This window comes from Rhodoferax sp. XS2R6 (assembly GCF_056521365.1).
In genome coordinates, this window is sequence record NZ_JBWMAY010000002.1 from 472,319 (window position 1) to 489,221 (window position 16,903).

Genomic DNA, 16,903 nt, shown 5'->3' on the forward strand with positions numbered 1-16,903 from the left:
AATAGCGCTCTGTAGGCCTCAGGGGCCCAGCAGCGTTTGGGGTGACAGCACAATCACCAGCGGTGACCAGACCTTGCCGTTGTCCAGGGGCAGCTTTTCGGTCTTGTCGATGGCGTTGAGGGCCGCGTTGTCCCACGCGGTGTTACCGCTGCGTTTGCTGATGCGCCGGCTCAGGATATCGCCGCTGGGGCTGAGCGAGACTTCAATCTCGGTGATGGGGTTGCCCGAAATGATGTCGGTGTAGGTGACATTGGGTTTGATACGTGCCGCCACCCGACCGAAGTAGCTGGCACCGGGGCCTGCACTTTTGGTGGCACTGCCGGCGCCACCCGAGCCTGTGGTCTCGCCACCGGCCAGCGCGGCCATGCGTTTGAGTTGGTCATCGCGGTTTTTCTGGGCCGCAAGCTCCGCGGCCTTGGTGGCCTTTTGTTTGGCCAGTGCGTCGGCTTTGGCCTTGTCGGTTTTTTCCGCTTTGGCCAATTTCTCGGCCTTCTCGCGGGCGGCTTTGGCGTCCTGTTCTTTGCGCAGCTTCTCTGCGGCCAGTTTGTCCGCCGCTTGTTTCTCGCGCTGCAGCTTGTCCTGCTGCGCCTTGCGTTCCTGTTCCAGCTTGGCTTGCTGCAGCTCTTTCTCCTTCTGCAGGCGGGCCTTCTCCTTTTCTTTGGCCAGGGCGATGTCAGCCGCTTTGGGCGTGTCCACCACAGGCGGGGCCGGTGGTGGCGCGGGGCGGACGGGAAGCGGCGGTTCGGGAGCGGGCTCTGGTGTCTCGGGTTCCGGTTCGGGCTCGGGGGGAAGGGGGGCTGCCTCTTGTGGCACGGTGGCCCACAGCTCGGCCTCCATGGTGACAGGGGGCGTCTCCCGCTTCCAGGCCACACCGATGGCTAACACGGCCACTAGCGCCAAGTGGGCTACCAGGGCCAGCAACACGGCCCGCACCATGCCGGGTGTGGCGGGCGGGGCAAATTCCAGGTGGCGGGTGCCGCTCATGGGGGTCAGTTGGCCAGTTGCACCGAGAGGCCCACGCGCTGGATGCCCGCGCGTTGCAGGGTGTCCATGACCTGGACCACACTTTCGTACTTGACCGCCTTGTCGGCGCTGATGACCACGGCCGAGTTGGTTGCCGCGGTGGCGCCTTTGGCACCCTGGGCACTCCCTTGTGCACGCTGGACGGCAGCGGCCAGGTCCTTGAGCACCAGGGGCGTGGTTTGTTCTTTCACCTTCATTTCCAGCTTGTCGTTTTTGCCGATGACGATCTGGATGATCTGGTCGGGCTGGCGCGCGGCTTTGCCCACACTGGGCAGGTCAATCATGCTGGGCGTGATCAGCGGGGCGGTGACCATGAAGATGATCAGCAGCACCAGCATCACGTCGATGAAGGGCACCATGTTGATCTCGTTGATGGTGCGGCGGCCTCGGCCGCGTCCGGCTACTGCGGGCATGGGTGGGTTCCTTGCGGTGGCTTAGCGGGCAGCCGGGGCAGAGGCCTGCGCGCTCACGTTGCGCTGCAGGATGTTGGAGAACTCTTCGATGAAGGTCTCTTGCTGGATGGCAATGCGGTCCAGGTCGCGCGCGAAGCGGTTGTAGGCCACCACGGCCGGGATGGCGGCAAACAGGCCAATGGCCGTGGCCACCAGCGCCTCGGCAATGCCGGGGGCGACCGTGGACAGCGTGACCTGCTGCAGCGAAGCCAGGCCGGTGAAGGCGTGCATGATGCCCCACACCGTGCCAAACAGGCCCACATAGGGCGACACCGAGCCGACCGAGGCCAGGAAGGAGAGGTTGCTCTCCACCGAGTCCATCTCGCGCTGGAAGCTGGCGCGCATGGCGCGGCGGGCACCGTCCATCAGCGTGCCCACATCGGCCACGCGGCGCTCGCGCAGCTTTTGAAACTCGCGCATGCCGCTGGCAAAAATACGTTCCATGGGGCCGCAGTGTTGGGCGTTTTTGCTGGCCGCGCTGAACAGGTCGTTGAGGCTGGAGCCGGACCAGAACTCGCGCTCGAAAGCTTCGTTTTGTGCCTTCACGCGGTTCAGTGCAAACAGCTTGCGGAAGATGGCGGCCCAGCTGGAAATGGACACCAGCATCAGCAGCAACATGACGGCCTGCACCACGATGCTGGCGTTGAGGACCAAATGGAGGATGGAGAGGTCTTGGTTCATCAGAAAGGTTCAGGTGGTCAGGTCACGAGCATCGCACGCAAACGGGCAATCGCTGTTTCCAATTGTTTCATCGAACTGGCGGTGGAAAAACGCACAAACTGGGCGGTCTGCGCCGTGCCAAAGTCCCGCCCCGGGGTGATGGCCACGTGGGCGCGGTTCATTACCTCAAAGGCAAAGTCCCAGCTGTCCTGGATGCCCAGTTTTTGGCAAAGTTCCGAACAATCGGCCCAGGCGTAAAACGCGCCATCGGGCATCACTGGGACCTTGAGGCCCAAGGCATTGAGTTGCGGAATGAAGTAGTCGCGCCGCGCCTTGAACTCGGCACGGCGCTGCTCGTACAGCGCAATACTCGCGTCCTCAAAACAGGCCAATGCGGCGTGTTGTGCAATGGTGCTGGGGCAGATGAACAGGTTTTGCGCCAGGCGCTCCACCACGGGCACCAGCACCTCGGGCACCACCATCCAGCCCAGGCGCCAGCCCGTCATGTTGAAGTATTTGCTGAAGCTGTTGATGCTGATGATGCCGTCGTCCAGCGCCAGCGCGGTCTGGCCAAACTGGTCGTCATGGCTCAGCGCCAGGTAAATCTCGTCAATCAGTGTGATGCCGCCGCGCGCCTGCACCACCTGGTGGATGCGGCGCAGCTCATCCGGGTGGATGGACGTGCCGGTAGGGTTGGAGGGTGATGCCAGCAGCACGCCACGTGTGCGCGGGCCCCAGGCCGCTTCGACCTTGGCGGCGCTGAGCTGGAAACGCTCTTCCGCCGTGGTGGGGATGAGCACCGCTTTGCCCTCCGCTGCGCTCACAAAGTGGCGGTTGCAGGGGTAGCTGGGGTCGGGCATCAAAATTTCGTCGCCCGACTCGATCAGGGCCAGGCACGCCAGATGCAGCGCAGCCGATGCACCGGCGGTCACCACAATCCGGCTGGCCGGCACCTGCACGCCAAAGCGGCTGCTGTACCAAGCGCTGATACGTTCACGCAGCTGTGGCAGGCCCAGGGCCGGTGTGTACTGGGAATGGCCGTTGCGCACGGCACGTTCGGCGGCTTCTTGCACCAGTGGTGGGGCGGTGAAATCGGGCTCACCGATGTTCAGGAACACCATGGGCGCATCGGTGTGTGCCACCTGGGCGCCCAGGGTGGAAGCGGCCTTGGCCACCTCCATCACATAAAACGGTTCAATGTTCTTTGCGCGAGACGATATCTGCATGGGTGGCGCGGGGGCGTGTCAGGCTTTGCGGGGTTTCTTGGCCTTGTCGGCTTCCACCTCGGCGGCACGCAGGCTGGGCGCCAGGCCGTTGAGCACGCCGTTCACGTACTTGTGGCCGTCGGTGCCGCCAAACTCCTTGGCCAGTTCCACACACTCGTTGAGCACCACGCGCCAAGGCACGTCCAGGCAGTGCTGGAACTCGTACACCCCAATCCACATCACCGCGTGTTCGACAGGTGAAATCTCGCCCCAGGGGCGGTCCAGCAGGGGGGCGATCAGCGCGTCCATGGCCTCGCCGTGCTCCACGCAGCCGTGCAGCAGCGCGTCAAAGTGGGCTGCATCGGCCTTGTTGAAACCGGCCAGGTCGCGCGTGAACGGGTCAATGTCGTCCACCGCATTGCGGCCCACCAGGCTTTGGTAGAGGCCTTGCAGCGCGAATTCGCGTGCCCGCGTGCGGTTGGACTTGCCAGCCGCCTTGCGCGCACCCGTGGCCGTGAGCCCGGTGCGGGACTGGCGGGGCGGGCGCTTGGCCGCGGAGGAAGAAGGGGTGTCGCTCATCAAATACTTTCCAGAAGGTTGGCCATTTCGACGGCTACACGGGCCGCGTCGCGGCCTTTTTCGTCCTGGCGGGCAATCGCCTGGGGCATGTCTTCGGTGGTCAAAATCGCATTGGCGATGGGCAGTTGGTAGTCCAGCGCCAGGCGGGTCACGGCAGAGCCGGACTCGTTGGCCACCAGCTCAAAGTGGTAGGTCTCGCCGCGGATGATGCAGCCCAAGGCCACCAGCGCGTCGTACTTGCCTTTTTCGGCCATGGCTTGCAGGGCGACTGGTACTTCCAGCGCGCCGGGCACGGTCACGTGGTCAATGTCCTTGTCTGACACGCCCAGGGCCAGCAGCTCGGCCTTGCAGGCGGCCGCCAGCGCGTCGGTCACGCTGGCGTTGAAACGCGCCTGCACGATGCCAATGGAGAGTTTTTTACCGTTCAAACGGTCTTCGGTGGTGGTGCCTTTGTCTGCGCCAAACATAGTGGAGTTTTCCTTTCAAGTTGAGGACAGAGCTGAAGATCTGTCCCCAAAGTCATTACTTACAGATATAGCCGGTGATTTCCAGGCCGTAGCCGGTCACGCTGGGCATGCGGCGGGGGCTGCCCATCAGTTGCACCTTGTGCACGCCACATTGCAGCAGGATTTGTGCGCCAATGCCGTAGGTGCGCAGGTCGATGCGGCCACGCTCGGGCGCTTGGGATGCACGGGCGGTACCTTCAAACTGGGCCAGCAGCTGTTCGCCGGTTTCGCCGCAGTTCAGCAGCACCAGCACGCCTTTACCCTCTTTGGCAATGTGGGCCAGCGCGGTGTCCAAACTCCAGCTGTGCATGGAGCGATTGATTTCCAGCGCGTCCAGCACCGACAGAGGTTCATGCACGCGGGCGGGCACCACCGTGTCAGCTGTCCAGCTGCCCTTGACCAACGCCAGGTGCACGCCCTGGCCGGTGGTGTCGCGGAAGGCATGGGCCGTGAATTCGCCGTAGGCGGTTTGCAGGGCGCGCACACCCAGCTTTTCGATCAGCGATTCGGTGCGGCTGCGGTGTTCGATCAGGTCGGCAATGGTGCCGATCTTCAGGCCGTGCTCGGCCGCGAACAGCTGCAGGTCGGGCAGGCGGGCCATCGTGCCATCGTCTTTCATGATCTCGCAGATCACGGCGGCAGGCGTGCAGCCAGCCATGGCCGACAGGTCGCAACCGGCTTCGGTGTGGCCGGCGCGCATGAGCACGCCGCCATCCACCGCCTGCAGGGGGAAGATGTGGCCGGGCTGCACCAGGTCGTTGGCCACGGCACCCTTGGCCACGGCGGCCTGCACGGTGCGGGCGCGGTCGGCGGCCGAGATGCCGGTGGTCACGCCCTCGGCGGCTTCAATGGAGACGGTGAAGGCGGTGCTGTGCTTGGTGCCGTTGCGCGTGGCCATGGGAGGCAGCTTGAGCAGCTCGCAGCGTTCGCGCGTCAGCGTCAGGCAGATCAGGCCACGGCCAAACTTGGCCATGAAGTTGATGGCTTCGGGGGTGACGTGGTCGGCCGCCAGGACCAAATCGCCCTCGTTTTCGCGGTCTTCCTCGTCTACCAGGATGACCATGCGACCTGCGCGCATGTCGGCGACGATGTCTTCAACCGGGGAAATGGGGACGGGGGAGAAGGCGGTCATGCGCAAAGTACTTTCAAAAGAGCGGTCCAACAAGGCCGTGCCGATGGCAGGCGTGTCCCCGATTATCGCCGCAAACCCCAAGGCAAGCCCCGGCACAAGGGCAATGGATCAGGTTTCAGCGCCGGGCCGCCCCAAGCTTAAACGCGCCCCCTTGGGGGGCAGCGACCCGCGCAGCGGCGGAGCGTGGGGGCTTAGTCCACGGATGCGCTCCAGCGCGTACCCCAGCCTTTGTCGAGGGCGCGGCGCTCGCGTTTGGTGGGGCGGCCATGTTCAATGGCATGGGCGGGCTCGGCGGCCAGGCGGTTCTGCTCGGCCATCTCGCTGCGTTGGGCCACGCTTTCGGGGGTTTCTTCGTACAGCTGCTGCGCCACGGGGGCCGGGCCACGCTGGTCGCTGATGCCCTTGACCACCACGGTGCGCGGCACTTTGGCCTGCCAAATGGTCAGCACATCACCAGCCCGAATATCCTTGGACGGCTTGATGTCGCGCTGCGCCATCTGCACATGGCCTTTGTTGACCTCGTCGGTGGCCAGTGCACGGGTCTTGAAGAAGCGTGCGGCCCAGAGCCATTTGTCGATGCGGGTGCTGTCCATGCGGGTTCAGGTGGGCGTGGATTGAAGGGGTAATCGTACACAGGCGTCCAGACCCACGCACAAGCCTTGTTCGTACAGATTGGTGAGGGTGATGCTGCCACCCAGCGCCTTGACCATTTCGCGCGTGATGGTCAGACCCAGGCCGGAGCCCGAATGGGCGTGGCCCGCGGCAAACGGCTGGAACAGGCGCAGGCGCAGCTCGTCGGAAATACCGGGGCCGCTGTCTTCGATGTGCAGCTCGGCCATATCGCCCAGCGGCTGCAGGTGCACACTCAAGCGGCCCCCCCGCGGGCTCAGGCGGATGGCGTTGTGCAGCAGGTTGCGCGCCATTTCGCGCAGCATCCATTCGTGGGCATGCACCAGGCTGGGCTCGGTGCGGATCTCAAAGTCCAGGTCTTTCTCGGCAATCAGGGCCGACACGTCCAGCGCCACGGCGCGCAGCGGTTCGGTCCAGTCCATGGTGGCGAAATCCTGCTGTTGTTTGACCTGCTCCACCTTGGCCAGCGACAGCATCTGGTTGGCCAGTTGGGTGGCGCGGTCCACCGTGGTCTGGATCTCCTGCAGGGCAACGATAGGCGCCACATCGCCGCGCAGGGCCGACTGCACCTGCACCTTGAGCACGGCCAGTGGCGTGCGCAGCTGGTGGGCCGCGTCGCGCACAAAACGTTTTTGGTGGTCCAGCAGGTGCTGCAGGCGCTGCATGACCTGGTTGGTGGCCTCGGTCAGCGGGCGAATTTCCAGCGGCAGGTGGCTGGCATTGAGCGGGGTCAGGTCGTCTTCGGGGCGTTGCTGCAGTTCACTGCTCATGCGGCGCACTGGTCGGGTCACGCGCTGCACCACCACCAGCACCACGGCGGTAATGACGGTGATGAGAATGGCCTGGCGCTGCAGGGTGTCGATGAGGATTTGCCGCGCCAGGGTTCGGCGCAGTTCCAGGGTTTCGGCCACCTGCACCATGGCCATGGTGCGTTCGCGCCGCGTGGCCACGGGTTGTAGCAGTACGGCCACGCGCACCGGGTCGCCGCGGAAGCTGTCGTCATAAAAGTCCACCAGCGCCGCGTACGGCCCCTGGTTGGGCAGGGTGCCACGCCAGGCAGGCAGATCTTCGGCCCCGTCGATCCACTGGCCGCGCGCATCCGAAATGCGGTAACTCATGCGGCTGCGGTTGTCGGCCTCAAAAGCCTCCAGCGCCGAGTAGGGCACCTGGGCGCGCAGCCGGGCCTGGGCGCCGTCGCCCTCAATGTCCAGCAGCTCACCAATCGCCTTGGCCGAGGCCAGCAGCGTGCGGTCGTAGGCGGTGTTGACGGCGCCCAGTGCCTGGCGGTACAGGCTGATGGTGTCCACCACCACAAACAGCACGATGGGCAGCAAGATGCCCAGCAGCAAGCTGCGCCGCAGGGACAGGGGCGTGCGGTGGTTGGGGGCCATGTCAGCCCTCGGCCTTGAGCAAATAGCCCAGGCCGCGCAGGGTGACCAGACCTACACCGGTGGCGGCCAGTTTTTTGCGCAGGCGGTACACCACCACCTCAATGGCTTCAAACTGCACGTCTACTTCGCCCGGAAACACCACCTCAAACAAGCGCTCCTTGCTGACCGCGTGGCCGGGCCGCGCCATCAGTGCGGCCACCAGGGCCAGCTCGCGCGGACTCAGGTCCAGGATCTGGTGGCGGTGGTAGAGCGCGCCGTTGGCCTTGTCCAGCCGCAGCGCACCCAATTGCAGGTCGGGGCTGGCGCTGGGCGTGTTACCCGCGTGGCGGCGGTAGAGGGCGCGCACGCGGGCTTCGAGTTCGTCCAAGTCAAAGGGCTTGGGCAGGTAGTCGTCGGCCCCGGCATTCAGGCCCAACACCTTGTCGCCCACGGTGCCGCGGGCGGTCAGGATCAGCACCGGGGTGCCCAGGCCCTCGGCGCGTGCGGCTTTCAGAATGTCCAGCCCGTCTACACCGGGTAGGCTCAGGTCCAGCACCACCACATCGGGCTCGGCACTGCGCCAGTGGTGCAGCGCCAGGCGACCGTCGCTGCACACATCCACCCGCATTTGCGCGCGCACCAGGCTGCGCTGCAAGGTGGTGTGCAGGGCAGGGTCGTCTTCAATAAGCAGCAGGTGCATGGGGTTTTCCCTAGGCGTTTGGACAGCCGTTTGACAGGCTGGGCTCGCATCATAGGGCCTGCATTCAACCCTAGGAGACATCCCATGCGTCGCGATACCTTTCTGAAGTCCATGGCCGTTTTGGCCGCAGCCGGTGCCTTGCCCCTGTCGGCCCGTGCCGCTGCCAACCTGAAGATGATGATCCCCGCCAACCCCGGCGGTGGCTGGGACGGCACTGGCCGCGCCCTGGGCAAAGCCCTAATCGATGCCAAAGCGGCTGACACGGTGCAGTATGAAAACAAGGGCGGTGCAGCCGGCGTGATCGGCTTGGCCCAGTTTGTCAACGCCGCCAAGGGTGACCCCAATGCCATGCTGATCACCGGCGCCGTGATGGTGGGCGGCATCATCACCGGCAAGCCCGCTGTGTCCCTGGACAAGGCCACGCCGATTGCCCGCATCACCAGCGAATACAACGTGTTTGTGGTGCCGGCCGACTCTCCGCTCAAGACCATGAAAGACGTGGTCGCCCAGATGCAAAAAGACCCTGGCAGCGTGAAGTGGGGCGGCGGTTCGCGTGGTTCCACAGAACACATCTGTGCTTCCATGTTGGCGGGCAAGGTGGGTGTGGACCCCAAGAAGGTGAACTATGTGGCCTTCCGTGGCGGCGGCGAAGCCACAGCGGCCATTCTGGGTGGCAACGTCACCGTGGGCGGCAGCGGCTACAGCGAGTTTGCCGAATACATCACGGCCGGCAAGATGCGCGCGATTGGCGTGACATCCGAAAAACGCCTGCCCAACATCAATGTACCCACCATGCGTGAGCAGGGTTTTGACGTGGTGCTGGGCAACTGGCGCGCGGTCTACGGTGCCCCTGGCATCACGGCCGAGCAGCGCGCTGCGCTGACCGAGATGGTGGTCAAGGCCACCAAGTCCAAGTCCTGGGCCGAGTCGCTGGAAAAGAACGGCTGGACCCCCGCTGTGTTGACTGGCAAGGCGTTTGATGAATTTGTGGACAACGAGTTCTCCAGCCTGCGCGGCGTGATGCACCTGGCCGGCATGTTGTGATGCGTGCGGTGATCAAAGTGCGCCAGCAAACGGCGCTGGCCCTGGGCGTGCTCTTGCTCGCGCTGGGCTTGGCCTCGGGAGCCTGGGTCATCCCCTCGGAGGCGGGTTACGCGGGCGTGGGCCCCGACTTTTTGCCGTGGGTGGTGTCCGTGGCCTTGCTGCTGTGTGGCGGCTTCCTGTTGTGGGAGGCCCGCTCCGGCGGTTTTCGGGATCTGGATGCTGCCGACGATGAGGCGCCACCTTATTGGTTGGGTTTTGTCTGGATGTCGGCCGGCCTGCTGGTTAATGGCGCTTTGATCACCACCATCGGCTTCATCTTGAGCTGCACCTTGTGTTTTGTGCTGGCCGCGCGGGGCGTGCGCATGTCGCAGGGGCAGCCCGCCGGGGGCGCACGCACTTGGCTGCTGGACGCGGTGGTGGGCGTGCTCATTGCTGCACCGGTGTACTGGATGTTTACCAAGTTTCTGGCCATCAGCTTGCCAGGTTTGACGCAAAGCGGGTGGCTGTGATGATGGATATCTGGAACCAACTCCTTCAAGGTTTTATGACGGCGGGTACGCCGGTCAATTTGTTGTGGGCCTTTGTGGGCTGCGCACTGGGCACCGCTGTGGGCGTGTTGCCCGGCATTGGCCCGGCCACCGCGGTGGCCATGTTGCTGCCTATCACCACCCAGGTGGAGGCCACGGCCTCCATGATCTTTTTTGCCGGTATTTATTACGGCGCGATGTACGGCGGCTCCACCACCTCCATCCTGCTCAACACGCCCGGTGAAACCTCCAGCATGGTCACGGCCATGGAGGGCAACAAAATGGCCAAAAGCGGCCGCGCCGGTGCGGCGCTGGCCTCGGCCGCCATTGGCTCGTTTGTGGCGGGCACCATTGCCACCATCGTGGTGACCTTGTTTGCGCCGCTGGTGGCGGAGTACGCCGTCAAGCTCGGCCCGCCCGAATACTTCTGCCTGATGCTGCTGGCCTTCACCACCGTGAGTGCGGTGCTGGGCCAAAGCACCCTGCGCGGCCTGACGGCCCTGTTCATCGGCCTGGCGGTAGGCCTGATTGGCATGGACCAGATCACTGGCCAGGCGCGTTACACCGGCAACACGCCGGAGCTGCTGGACGGTGTGGAAATTGTGCTGGTGGCGGTGGGCCTGTTTGCGGTGGCCGAGGCGCTGCACGCCGTGCTGTTTGAAGGCAAAGTGGTAGAGACCGAGAACAAGATGAGCCGCGTGACCATGACGCGCTCGGACTGGAAGCGCTCCATCCCGGCCTGGATTCGCGGCAGCGCGATTGGGGCACCGTTTGGTTGCATCCCTGCGGGCGGCACCGAGATCCCCACTTTCCTGAGTTACGCCACCGAGAAAAAGCTGGCCAAGCCCGAACACCTGGCCGAGTTCGGCACCAAGGGTGCGATCGAAGGCGTGGCCGGCCCCGAGGCCGCCAACAACGCCACGGTGACCACCGCGCTGATCCCGCTGCTGACGCTGGGCATTCCGGTCTCCAACACCACGGCGGTGCTGCTGGGCGCGTTCCAGAATTACGGCATCCAGCCCGGCCCGCAGCTGTTCAGCAGCTCGTCGGCTTTGGTGTGGGCGCTGATTGCCTCGCTCTACATTGGCAACCTCATGCTGCTGGTGCTGAATCTGCCGCTGGTGGGCCTGTGGGTCAAGCTGCTCAAGGTGCCCAAGGCACAGCTCTACGCCGGCATTTTGATTTTTGCCACCGTGGGCACCTACGGCATGCGCCAAAGCGCGTTTGACCTGTTCCTGCTGTACGGCATTGGCGTATTGGGCTTGGTCATGCGGCGCTTCAACTTCCCCACCGCACCGGTGATTGTGGGCATGATTCTGGGCCCCTTGGCCGAGGCGCAGTTGCGCAATGCCATGTCGATCGGGGAGGGCAGTGCCATGGTGTTCTTGCAGCGGCCTATGTCGGTGACCTTGCTGGTGGTGGTGGTGGCCGTGCTGGTCTTGCCACGTGTGTTCAAACGCATGTCGCGCAAAAACATCGAAGCCATTGCCTGACCACGATTTGGCATGAAATAGGCCTCTAAGGCCTATGGAATATGCGCGAACAGCTCCTGAATTCATAGCGGTTCAGGGGCTGTTCCTGCGTTAACATTGCCGCATGCTGACCCCTGACTCCCTGCCGCGCGACGCCCAGAGCATCCTGGAGCTGGCAGCGCGCTCCATGTTTGCGCTGTTCTCCAGCGCCAGTGAAGGCATGATGCTGGTGGACCGCGAGGCCCGCGTGGTGTGGATCAACGAGCAGTACAAACGCTTCTTGCCGGCCCTGGGTTTCGAGCGGGAGGAAGACTTTGTCGGCCACCCGGTTTCCATGGTGGTGCACAACACCCAGATGCACCAGGTGCTGGAGACCGGCAAGCCCATCCTGATTGACCTGCTGACCAACCGCGCCGGCACCTTTGTGGTCAGCCGCATTCCGCTACGTGACGCGGCGGGGCAGGTGATTGGTGCTTTGGGCATCGTGCTGTTTGACCATGCCGAAACTACGCTACAGCCGCTGATCGACAAGTTCTCGCTGCTGCAGCGCGACCTGGACGACGCCCGGCGCGAACTCGCCACCCAGCGCTTGCAGGCGCCGGGGCAGCGCCAGTCCAAATACACCTTTGCCAGTTTTGTCGGCCTGAGTCCGGCGGCGGTGGAGGTCAAGCGCCATGCGCGCCGCGCCGCGCTGTCCAGCAGCCCGGTGCTGCTGCTGGGCGAAACCGGTACCGGCAAGGAGCTGCTGGCCCACGCCATCCATGCCGCGTCCAGCCGGGCACGCGGCCCCTTCATCAGCGTGAACATTGCCGCGGTGCCCGAGACCCTGCTGGAGGCCGAGTTTTTTGGCTACGCGCCGGGTGCCTTTACCGGGGCCGACCGCAAGGGGCGCGATGGCAAGTTCCGTCTGGCAGATGGCGGCACACTGTTTCTGGACGAAATTGGTGACATGCCGCAGGCCCTGCAAAGCAAGCTGCTGCGCGCCTTGCAAGAGGGCGAGATTGAGCCCCTGGGCTCCAACAAACTGCTGCCGGTGAATGTGCGCGTGATTGCCGCCACCTCGCGCGACTTGGCGGGCCTGGTGCGTGCGGGCACGTTCCGCGAAGATTTGTTTTACCGCCTCAATGTGTTGCCCATCCGTGTGCCTGCGCTGCGCGAGCGGCGGGCTGACATTGCCGCGCTCTTGGAGGTGCTGGGGGAAGACGTGGCCCTGCGCAGTGGCCTGCCACCGCCCGAGCTCACCCCCGAAGCCCTGGCTTTGCTGGAAGCCCAGCCCTGGCCCGGCAACATCCGTGAGCTGCGCAATGTGCTGGAGCAGGCGGTGATGCGCAGTGAGTCGGTGCGGGTCGAAGCCGAGGTGTTTTCGCTGGTACTCAGCGAATCGGGCGTGCAGCCACTGCTGGCAGCGCCCCTGCGTACAGAGGCGGTGTCCGTGGAGGCCACTATTGCGGTGCCGGTACGCCCGCTGGCGGAGCAGGTGGCCGCCTTGGAGGCTCGGGCCATTCGCGATGCTATGGTGACCCTGGGGGGCAATAAAGCGGCCGTGGCCAAGGTCTTGGGTATCTCGCGTGCCACCTTGTACGCACGACTTGGATTGTCTGAAAAATAGACATATGACTGATATATAGACATATTTAATGTCTAGATATCAGTCATATTAAACCCTTGTTTCAGGCGTCTCCAAAAAATCTTAAGTGAAATCATGCACTTGCGTGATGGCACGTAATGTGCAAATTGCTGCATGTCAAACCACAATAAAAGGAGACAGACATGCACCCAAGCCGTTGGGCCGCCCAGGCCACGCTTTTTGCCGCCAGCCTTTGCGCTGCGCTGATTTCTGGCACTGCGCTCGCGCAGTCCAAGGAAATCAAGATCGCCCATATCTACAGCAAGACCGGCCCGCTGGAAGCCTATGGCAAGCAGACCCAGACCGGTTTCATGATGGGCCTGGACTACGCCACCGGCGGCACCATGATGGTGGCCGGCAAGAAGATCACCGTGATCGAGAAAGACGACCAGGGCAAACCGGACCAGGGCAAGAGCCTGCTGGCCGCCGCCTACGGCGACGACAAGGTGGACCTGGCCGTAGGCCCCACGGCATCGCCTGTGGCGCTGGCCATGTTGCCCGTGGCCGAGGAATACAAAAAGATTCTGGTGGTCGAGCCCGCTGTGGCCGACTCCATCACCGGTGACAAGTGGAACAAGTACATCTTTCGCACCGGCCGCAACAGCAGCCAGGATGCGATTGCCAACGCCGTGGCGCTGGACAAGGCCGGCGTAACCATTGCCACCATGGCGCAAGACAGCGCCTTTGGCCGCGATGGCGTGAAGGCCTTCCGCGAAGCCATCAAGAAAGCCAAGCTGGTTCACGAAGAGTACCTGCCACCCGCCACCACCGACTTCACCGCCGGTGGCCAGCGCCTGATCGACAAGCTCAAGGACATTCCCGGACGCAAGGTGATCTTCATCATCTGGGCCGGCGGCAACCCCTTCAAGATCGCTGACATGGACCTCAAGCGCCATGGCATCGAGATCGCCACCGGCGGCAACATCCTGCCCGCCATGACCGCCTACAAGCAGTTCCCCGGCATGGAAGGCGCGGCGTATTACTACTTTGGCATGCCCAAAAACCCGGTGAACGAAGCCCTGGTGGCGCGCCACTACAGCCAGTTCAAGGCACCGCCTGACTTCTTCACTGCCGGTGGGTTCTCCGCTGCCATGGCCGTGGTCACCGCGCTGAAAGCCAGCAACGGCGACACCAGTGCTAACACGCTGATCAAGACCATGGAAGGCATGAGTTTTGACACGCCCAAGGGCAAGATGACCTTCCGCAAAGAAGACCACCAGGCCATGCAAAGCATGTACCACTTCAAGATCAAGGTGGACCCGGCTTTCGCCTGGGGTGTGCCCGAGCTGATCCGCGAAATCAAGGCCGACGAGATGGCCGTTCCGATTCGTAACCAGCGCTAAAAGAATGTGCCCGGCTACCGTGCAGTCGCCATGCGGCGTTGCGCGGTGCTCGGAATCCTCACGTACCGAAGTACGTTCCGGTTCCTGCGCTCCGTGCGCCTTGCCTGACAACTGCCCGCTACACCGTTCCCATCCTTTTGGGAGCCTCTCATATGCTTGAAACCAAAGACCTCACGATCCGCTTTGGCGGCCACGTGGCGGTGAATGCTGTCAGCTGCAATTTCCTGCCTGGCACCTTGACCGCCATCGTCGGCCCCAATGGCGCGGGCAAAACCACCTACTTCAACCTGATCTCGGGCCAGCTGCAGGCCACGCAGGGCAGGGTGTATCTGAACGGGGCCAACCTGTCGTCGCTCAGCCCATCGGCCCGTACACGGGCCGGGCTGGGGCGGGCGTTTCAGCTCACCAACCTGTTCCCCAACCTCAGCGTGCTGGAGAACGTGCGGCTGGCGGTGCAAGCGACGCAAGAGGGCAAACATTTGCGCGGCCTCAACCTCTGGAGCATCTGGAGCGACCACCGTGCGCTGACCGCGCGCGCGCTGGAGATATTGCAGGCCGTGGCACTGCGCGACAAACAAGACGCCACCGTGGCCAGTCTGCCGCATGGTGACCAGCGCAAGCTGGAGGTGGCGCTGTTGATGGCGCTGGACCCGGATGTCTATATGTTCGACGAACCCACGGCCGGGATGAGTGCCGACGAGGCGCCGGTCATCCTGAACCTGATCCGCGCACTCAAGCAAGACCCCACCAAAATCATCCTGCTGGTGGAACACAAGATGGACGTGGTGCGTGAACTGGCCGACCGCATCATCGTGCTGCACAACGGCACGCTGGTGGCCGATGGTGATCCGGCGGAGGTGATTGCCTCGCCCGTGGTGCAACAGGCGTACCTGGGCGTGGCCCCTGCTGACAAGGAGGCTGCATGAGCGACAACCTGTTGACGCTGGAGGGCGTGCACACCCACATCGGCGCGTACCACATCCTGCACGGCGTGGACCTGGCTGTGCCGCGCGGCCGGCTCACCATGTTGCTGGGCCGCAATGGCGCGGGCAAGACCACCACACTGCGCACCATCATGGGCCTGTGGCATGCGAGCCAGGGCCGTGTGGTGTTTGATGGCAAAGACATCACCGCCACCGAGACGCCACAGATTGCGGGCCTGGACATTGCCTATGTGCCCGAAAACATGGGCATCTTTGCCGACCTGACGGTGCAGGAAAACATGCTGCTGGCCGCCCGCAAAGCCAAGCGTGCGCAGCACATCGACGGCGAGCGGTTGAAGTGGATCTTCTCGCTGTTCCCCGCGGTGGAGAAGTTCTGGAACCACCCCGCGGGCAAATTGTCGGGCGGGCAGAAGCAGATGTTGGCCGTGGCCCGCGCGATTGTGGAGCCGCGCAAGTTGTTGATCGTGGACGAGCCCAGCAAGGGCTTGGCGCCAGCCATCATCAACAACATGATCGACGCGTTTGCCCAGCTCAAACAAACCGGCACCACCATCTTGTTGGTGGAACAAAACATCAGCTTCGCCAAACGCCTGGGCGACCATGTGGCCGTGATGGACGATGGCCGCGTGGTGCACGCCGGTGCCATGCAGGCCCTGGCCGAAGACGAAGCGCTGCAGCGCACGCTGCTGGGGTTGTCACTATGAAAACTGATTTCGACTGGAAGCCGCTGGCCCTGGTGCCGTTGCTGGCTGTGTTGGCCTTGCCGCTAGTGGGTTCGCCCAGCACCTGGCTCACGCTCACCGTGGCGGGCCTGGCCATGGGCATGATTGTGTTCATCATCGCCTCGGGCCTCACGCTGGTGTTTGGCCTCATGGACGTGCTGAACTTTGGCCACGGTGTGTTCATCGCGCTGGGGGCTTTTGTGGCCACCACGGTCATGGGCACCATGGGCGACTGGACCGGTTCCACCGAACTCTGGCGCAACCTGGTGGCCGTGTTCCCAGCCATGCTGGTGGCCATGGCGGTGGCGGGCGCATTGGGCCTGGCGTTTGAGCGTTTTATCGTGCGGCCCGTGTACGGCCAGCACCTGAAGCAAATCCTCATCACCATGGGTGGCATGATCATTGGTGAGGAGCTCATCAAGGTGGTCTGGGGCCCCGCGCAGATTCCGCTGCCGCTGCCCGAAGGCATGCGCGGCGCCGTGCTGCTGGGGGATGCGGCCATCGAGAAATACCGCCTGATGGCCGTGGTGGTGGGCCTGGTGGTGTTTGCCGCGCTGGCCTGGGTGCTGGGCCGCACCAAGATTGGCCTGCTGATACGTGCAGGTGTGCAGGACCGCGAGATGGTCGAGAGCCTGGGCTACCGCATCAAGCGCCTGTTCATCGGTGTGTTTGTGGTGGGCAGCGCGCTGGCTGGCCTGGGTGGTGTGATGTGGGGCCTGTACCAGCAGACCGTGACGCCGCAAATGGGCGCACAGGTCAATGTGCTGATCTTCATCGTCATCATCATCGGCGGTCTGGGCTCCACAGGTGGCGCATTGATTGGCGCCTTGCTGGTGGGCCTGATGGCCAACTACACCGGTTTTCTGGTCCCCAAGGTAGCGCTGTTTTCCAATATCGCACTGATGGTGGGCATCCTCCTGTGGCGTCCGCAAGGCGTCTATCCGGTCGCGAACCGGTAAGGGAATAG

18 protein-coding genes are annotated in these 16,903 nt (G+C 63.7%); 8 read left to right on the forward strand and 10 right to left on the reverse strand.

Annotated elements, in window-relative coordinates; genetic code table 11:
- Nucleotides 1-18: 18 nt before the first annotated feature.
- From tolA to AC097A_RS08760, 10 genes are all read right to left on the reverse strand, one after another.
- Nucleotides 19-984: a cell envelope integrity protein TolA gene (tolA, locus tag AC097A_RS08715; protein ID WP_479620536.1), complete on the reverse strand. Its 966-nt coding sequence runs from the start codon at nucleotides 982-984 to the stop codon at nucleotides 19-21.
- 5 nt (nucleotides 985-989) lie between these two features.
- A complete protein-coding gene (locus AC097A_RS08720; RefSeq protein WP_479620537.1) occupies nucleotides 990-1,436 on the reverse strand; it encodes an ExbD/TolR family protein in 447 nt (148 codons plus the stop codon).
- Nucleotides 1,437-1,457: 21 nt separating this feature from the next.
- On the reverse strand, nucleotides 1,458-2,159 hold the full coding sequence (gene tolQ / locus AC097A_RS08725; protein ID WP_479620942.1) for a protein TolQ: 702 nt from the start codon (nucleotides 2,157-2,159) through the stop codon (nucleotides 1,458-1,460).
- 14 nt (nucleotides 2,160-2,173) lie between these two features.
- A complete protein-coding gene (locus tag AC097A_RS08730) occupies nucleotides 2,174-3,361 on the reverse strand; it encodes a pyridoxal phosphate-dependent aminotransferase (RefSeq protein ID WP_479620538.1) in 1,188 nt (395 codons plus the stop codon).
- 18 nt (nucleotides 3,362-3,379) lie between these two features.
- Nucleotides 3,380-3,919 carry a transcription antitermination factor NusB gene (nusB, locus tag AC097A_RS08735; protein WP_105260540.1) on the reverse strand — a complete coding sequence of 180 codons (540 nt, stop codon included), beginning with the start codon at nucleotides 3,917-3,919 and terminating at the stop codon, nucleotides 3,380-3,382.
- Nucleotides 3,919-4,386, reverse strand: coding sequence for a 6,7-dimethyl-8-ribityllumazine synthase (gene ribH, locus AC097A_RS08740; protein ID WP_105260541.1), 468 nt, complete (start codon nucleotides 4,384-4,386; stop codon nucleotides 3,919-3,921). Before ribH ends, nusB begins: the two co-directional genes overlap by 1 nt.
- A 55-nt stretch (nucleotides 4,387-4,441) precedes the next feature.
- Complete coding sequence (ribBA, locus tag AC097A_RS08745; protein WP_479620539.1) at nucleotides 4,442-5,557, reverse strand: bifunctional 3,4-dihydroxy-2-butanone-4-phosphate synthase/GTP cyclohydrolase II; 1,116 nt, start codon at nucleotides 5,555-5,557, stop codon at nucleotides 4,442-4,444.
- Nucleotides 5,558-5,748: 191 nt separating this feature from the next.
- Nucleotides 5,749-6,150, reverse strand: a complete 402-nt coding sequence (locus AC097A_RS08750) for an RNA-binding S4 domain-containing protein (RefSeq protein WP_479620540.1) — start codon at nucleotides 6,148-6,150, stop codon at nucleotides 5,749-5,751.
- Nucleotides 6,151-6,156: 6 nt separating this feature from the next.
- Nucleotides 6,157-7,578 (reverse strand): sensor histidine kinase, encoded by a 1,422-nt coding sequence (locus AC097A_RS08755; RefSeq protein ID WP_315493218.1) that lies wholly within the window; start codon nucleotides 7,576-7,578, stop codon nucleotides 6,157-6,159.
- 1 nt (nucleotide 7,579) lies between these two features.
- Nucleotides 7,580-8,257 carry a response regulator transcription factor gene (locus tag AC097A_RS08760; protein WP_105260545.1) on the reverse strand — a complete coding sequence of 226 codons (678 nt, stop codon included), beginning with the start codon at nucleotides 8,255-8,257 and terminating at the stop codon, nucleotides 7,580-7,582.
- Between the two features lie 84 nt (nucleotides 8,258-8,341).
- On the opposite strand from AC097A_RS08760, the gene AC097A_RS08765 reads away from it, so the two are divergent.
- The 8 genes from AC097A_RS08765 (at nucleotide 8,342) to AC097A_RS08800 (ending at nucleotide 16,895) form a co-directional block, all read left to right on the forward strand.
- Nucleotides 8,342-9,301, forward strand: a complete 960-nt coding sequence (locus AC097A_RS08765; protein ID WP_105260546.1) for a Bug family tripartite tricarboxylate transporter substrate binding protein — start codon at nucleotides 8,342-8,344, stop codon at nucleotides 9,299-9,301.
- Nucleotides 9,301-9,810 (forward strand): tripartite tricarboxylate transporter TctB family protein, encoded by a 510-nt coding sequence (locus AC097A_RS08770; RefSeq protein ID WP_105260547.1) that lies wholly within the window; start codon nucleotides 9,301-9,303, stop codon nucleotides 9,808-9,810. Before AC097A_RS08765 ends, AC097A_RS08770 begins: the two co-directional genes overlap by 1 nt.
- A gap of 2 nt (nucleotides 9,811-9,812) precedes the next feature.
- Nucleotides 9,813-11,321, forward strand: coding sequence for a tripartite tricarboxylate transporter permease (locus tag AC097A_RS08775; protein WP_105260953.1), 1,509 nt, complete (start codon nucleotides 9,813-9,815; stop codon nucleotides 11,319-11,321).
- A gap of 103 nt (nucleotides 11,322-11,424) precedes the next feature.
- Nucleotides 11,425-12,909, forward strand: a complete 1,485-nt coding sequence (locus AC097A_RS08780; protein WP_479620541.1) for a sigma-54 interaction domain-containing protein — start codon at nucleotides 11,425-11,427, stop codon at nucleotides 12,907-12,909.
- Between the two features lie 161 nt (nucleotides 12,910-13,070).
- Nucleotides 13,071-14,270 carry a substrate-binding domain-containing protein gene (locus tag AC097A_RS08785; RefSeq protein ID WP_479620542.1) on the forward strand — a complete coding sequence of 400 codons (1,200 nt, stop codon included), beginning with the start codon at nucleotides 13,071-13,073 and terminating at the stop codon, nucleotides 14,268-14,270.
- Nucleotides 14,271-14,422: 152 nt separating this feature from the next.
- On the forward strand, nucleotides 14,423-15,196 hold the full coding sequence (locus AC097A_RS08790) for an ABC transporter ATP-binding protein (protein WP_479620543.1): 774 nt from the start codon (nucleotides 14,423-14,425) through the stop codon (nucleotides 15,194-15,196).
- Complete coding sequence (locus tag AC097A_RS08795) at nucleotides 15,193-15,918, forward strand: ABC transporter ATP-binding protein (protein ID WP_479620544.1); 726 nt, start codon at nucleotides 15,193-15,195, stop codon at nucleotides 15,916-15,918. Before AC097A_RS08790 ends, AC097A_RS08795 begins: the two co-directional genes overlap by 4 nt.
- Complete coding sequence (locus AC097A_RS08800; protein WP_479620545.1) at nucleotides 15,915-16,895, forward strand: branched-chain amino acid ABC transporter permease; 981 nt, start codon at nucleotides 15,915-15,917, stop codon at nucleotides 16,893-16,895. The genes AC097A_RS08795 and AC097A_RS08800 overlap by 4 nt, the downstream gene beginning before the upstream one ends.
- Nucleotides 16,896-16,903: the final 8 nt, after the last annotated feature.

What these genes read in the sequence shown, in the direction of transcription:
- AC097A_RS08750 (WP_479620540.1), bottom strand. Translation starts at nt 6,150, where the DNA reads ATGGACAGCACCCGCATCGACAAATGGCTCTGGGCCGCACGCTTCTTC.
- AC097A_RS08730 (WP_479620538.1), bottom strand. Translation starts at nt 3,361, where the DNA reads ATGCAGATATCGTCTCGCGCAAAGAACATTGAACCGTTTTATGTGATG.
- AC097A_RS08795 (WP_479620544.1), top strand. Translation starts at nt 15,193, where the DNA reads ATGAGCGACAACCTGTTGACGCTGGAGGGCGTGCACACCCACATCGGC.
- AC097A_RS08760 (WP_105260545.1), bottom strand. Translation starts at nt 8,257, where the DNA reads ATGCACCTGCTGCTTATTGAAGACGACCCTGCCCTGCACACCACCTTG.
- AC097A_RS08765 (WP_105260546.1), top strand. Translation starts at nt 8,342, where the DNA reads ATGCGTCGCGATACCTTTCTGAAGTCCATGGCCGTTTTGGCCGCAGCC.
- AC097A_RS08800 (WP_479620545.1), top strand. Translation starts at nt 15,915, where the DNA reads ATGAAAACTGATTTCGACTGGAAGCCGCTGGCCCTGGTGCCGTTGCTG.
- AC097A_RS08780 (WP_479620541.1), top strand. Translation starts at nt 11,425, where the DNA reads ATGCTGACCCCTGACTCCCTGCCGCGCGACGCCCAGAGCATCCTGGAG.
- AC097A_RS08775 (WP_105260953.1), top strand. Translation starts at nt 9,813, where the DNA reads ATGGATATCTGGAACCAACTCCTTCAAGGTTTTATGACGGCGGGTACG.
- nusB (WP_105260540.1), bottom strand. Translation starts at nt 3,919, where the DNA reads ATGAGCGACACCCCTTCTTCCTCCGCGGCCAAGCGCCCGCCCCGCCAG.
- AC097A_RS08755 (WP_315493218.1), bottom strand. Translation starts at nt 7,578, where the DNA reads ATGGCCCCCAACCACCGCACGCCCCTGTCCCTGCGGCGCAGCTTGCTG.
- AC097A_RS08785 (WP_479620542.1), top strand. Translation starts at nt 13,071, where the DNA reads ATGCACCCAAGCCGTTGGGCCGCCCAGGCCACGCTTTTTGCCGCCAGC.
- ribH (WP_105260541.1), bottom strand. Translation starts at nt 4,386, where the DNA reads ATGTTTGGCGCAGACAAAGGCACCACCACCGAAGACCGTTTGAACGGT.
- AC097A_RS08790 (WP_479620543.1), top strand. Translation starts at nt 14,423, where the DNA reads ATGCTTGAAACCAAAGACCTCACGATCCGCTTTGGCGGCCACGTGGCG.
- AC097A_RS08770 (WP_105260547.1), top strand. Translation starts at nt 9,301, where the DNA reads ATGCGTGCGGTGATCAAAGTGCGCCAGCAAACGGCGCTGGCCCTGGGC.
- ribBA (WP_479620539.1), bottom strand. Translation starts at nt 5,557, where the DNA reads ATGACCGCCTTCTCCCCCGTCCCCATTTCCCCGGTTGAAGACATCGTC.
- tolA (WP_479620536.1), bottom strand. Translation starts at nt 984, where the DNA reads ATGAGCGGCACCCGCCACCTGGAATTTGCCCCGCCCGCCACACCCGGC.
- AC097A_RS08720 (WP_479620537.1), bottom strand. Translation starts at nt 1,436, where the DNA reads ATGCCCGCAGTAGCCGGACGCGGCCGAGGCCGCCGCACCATCAACGAG.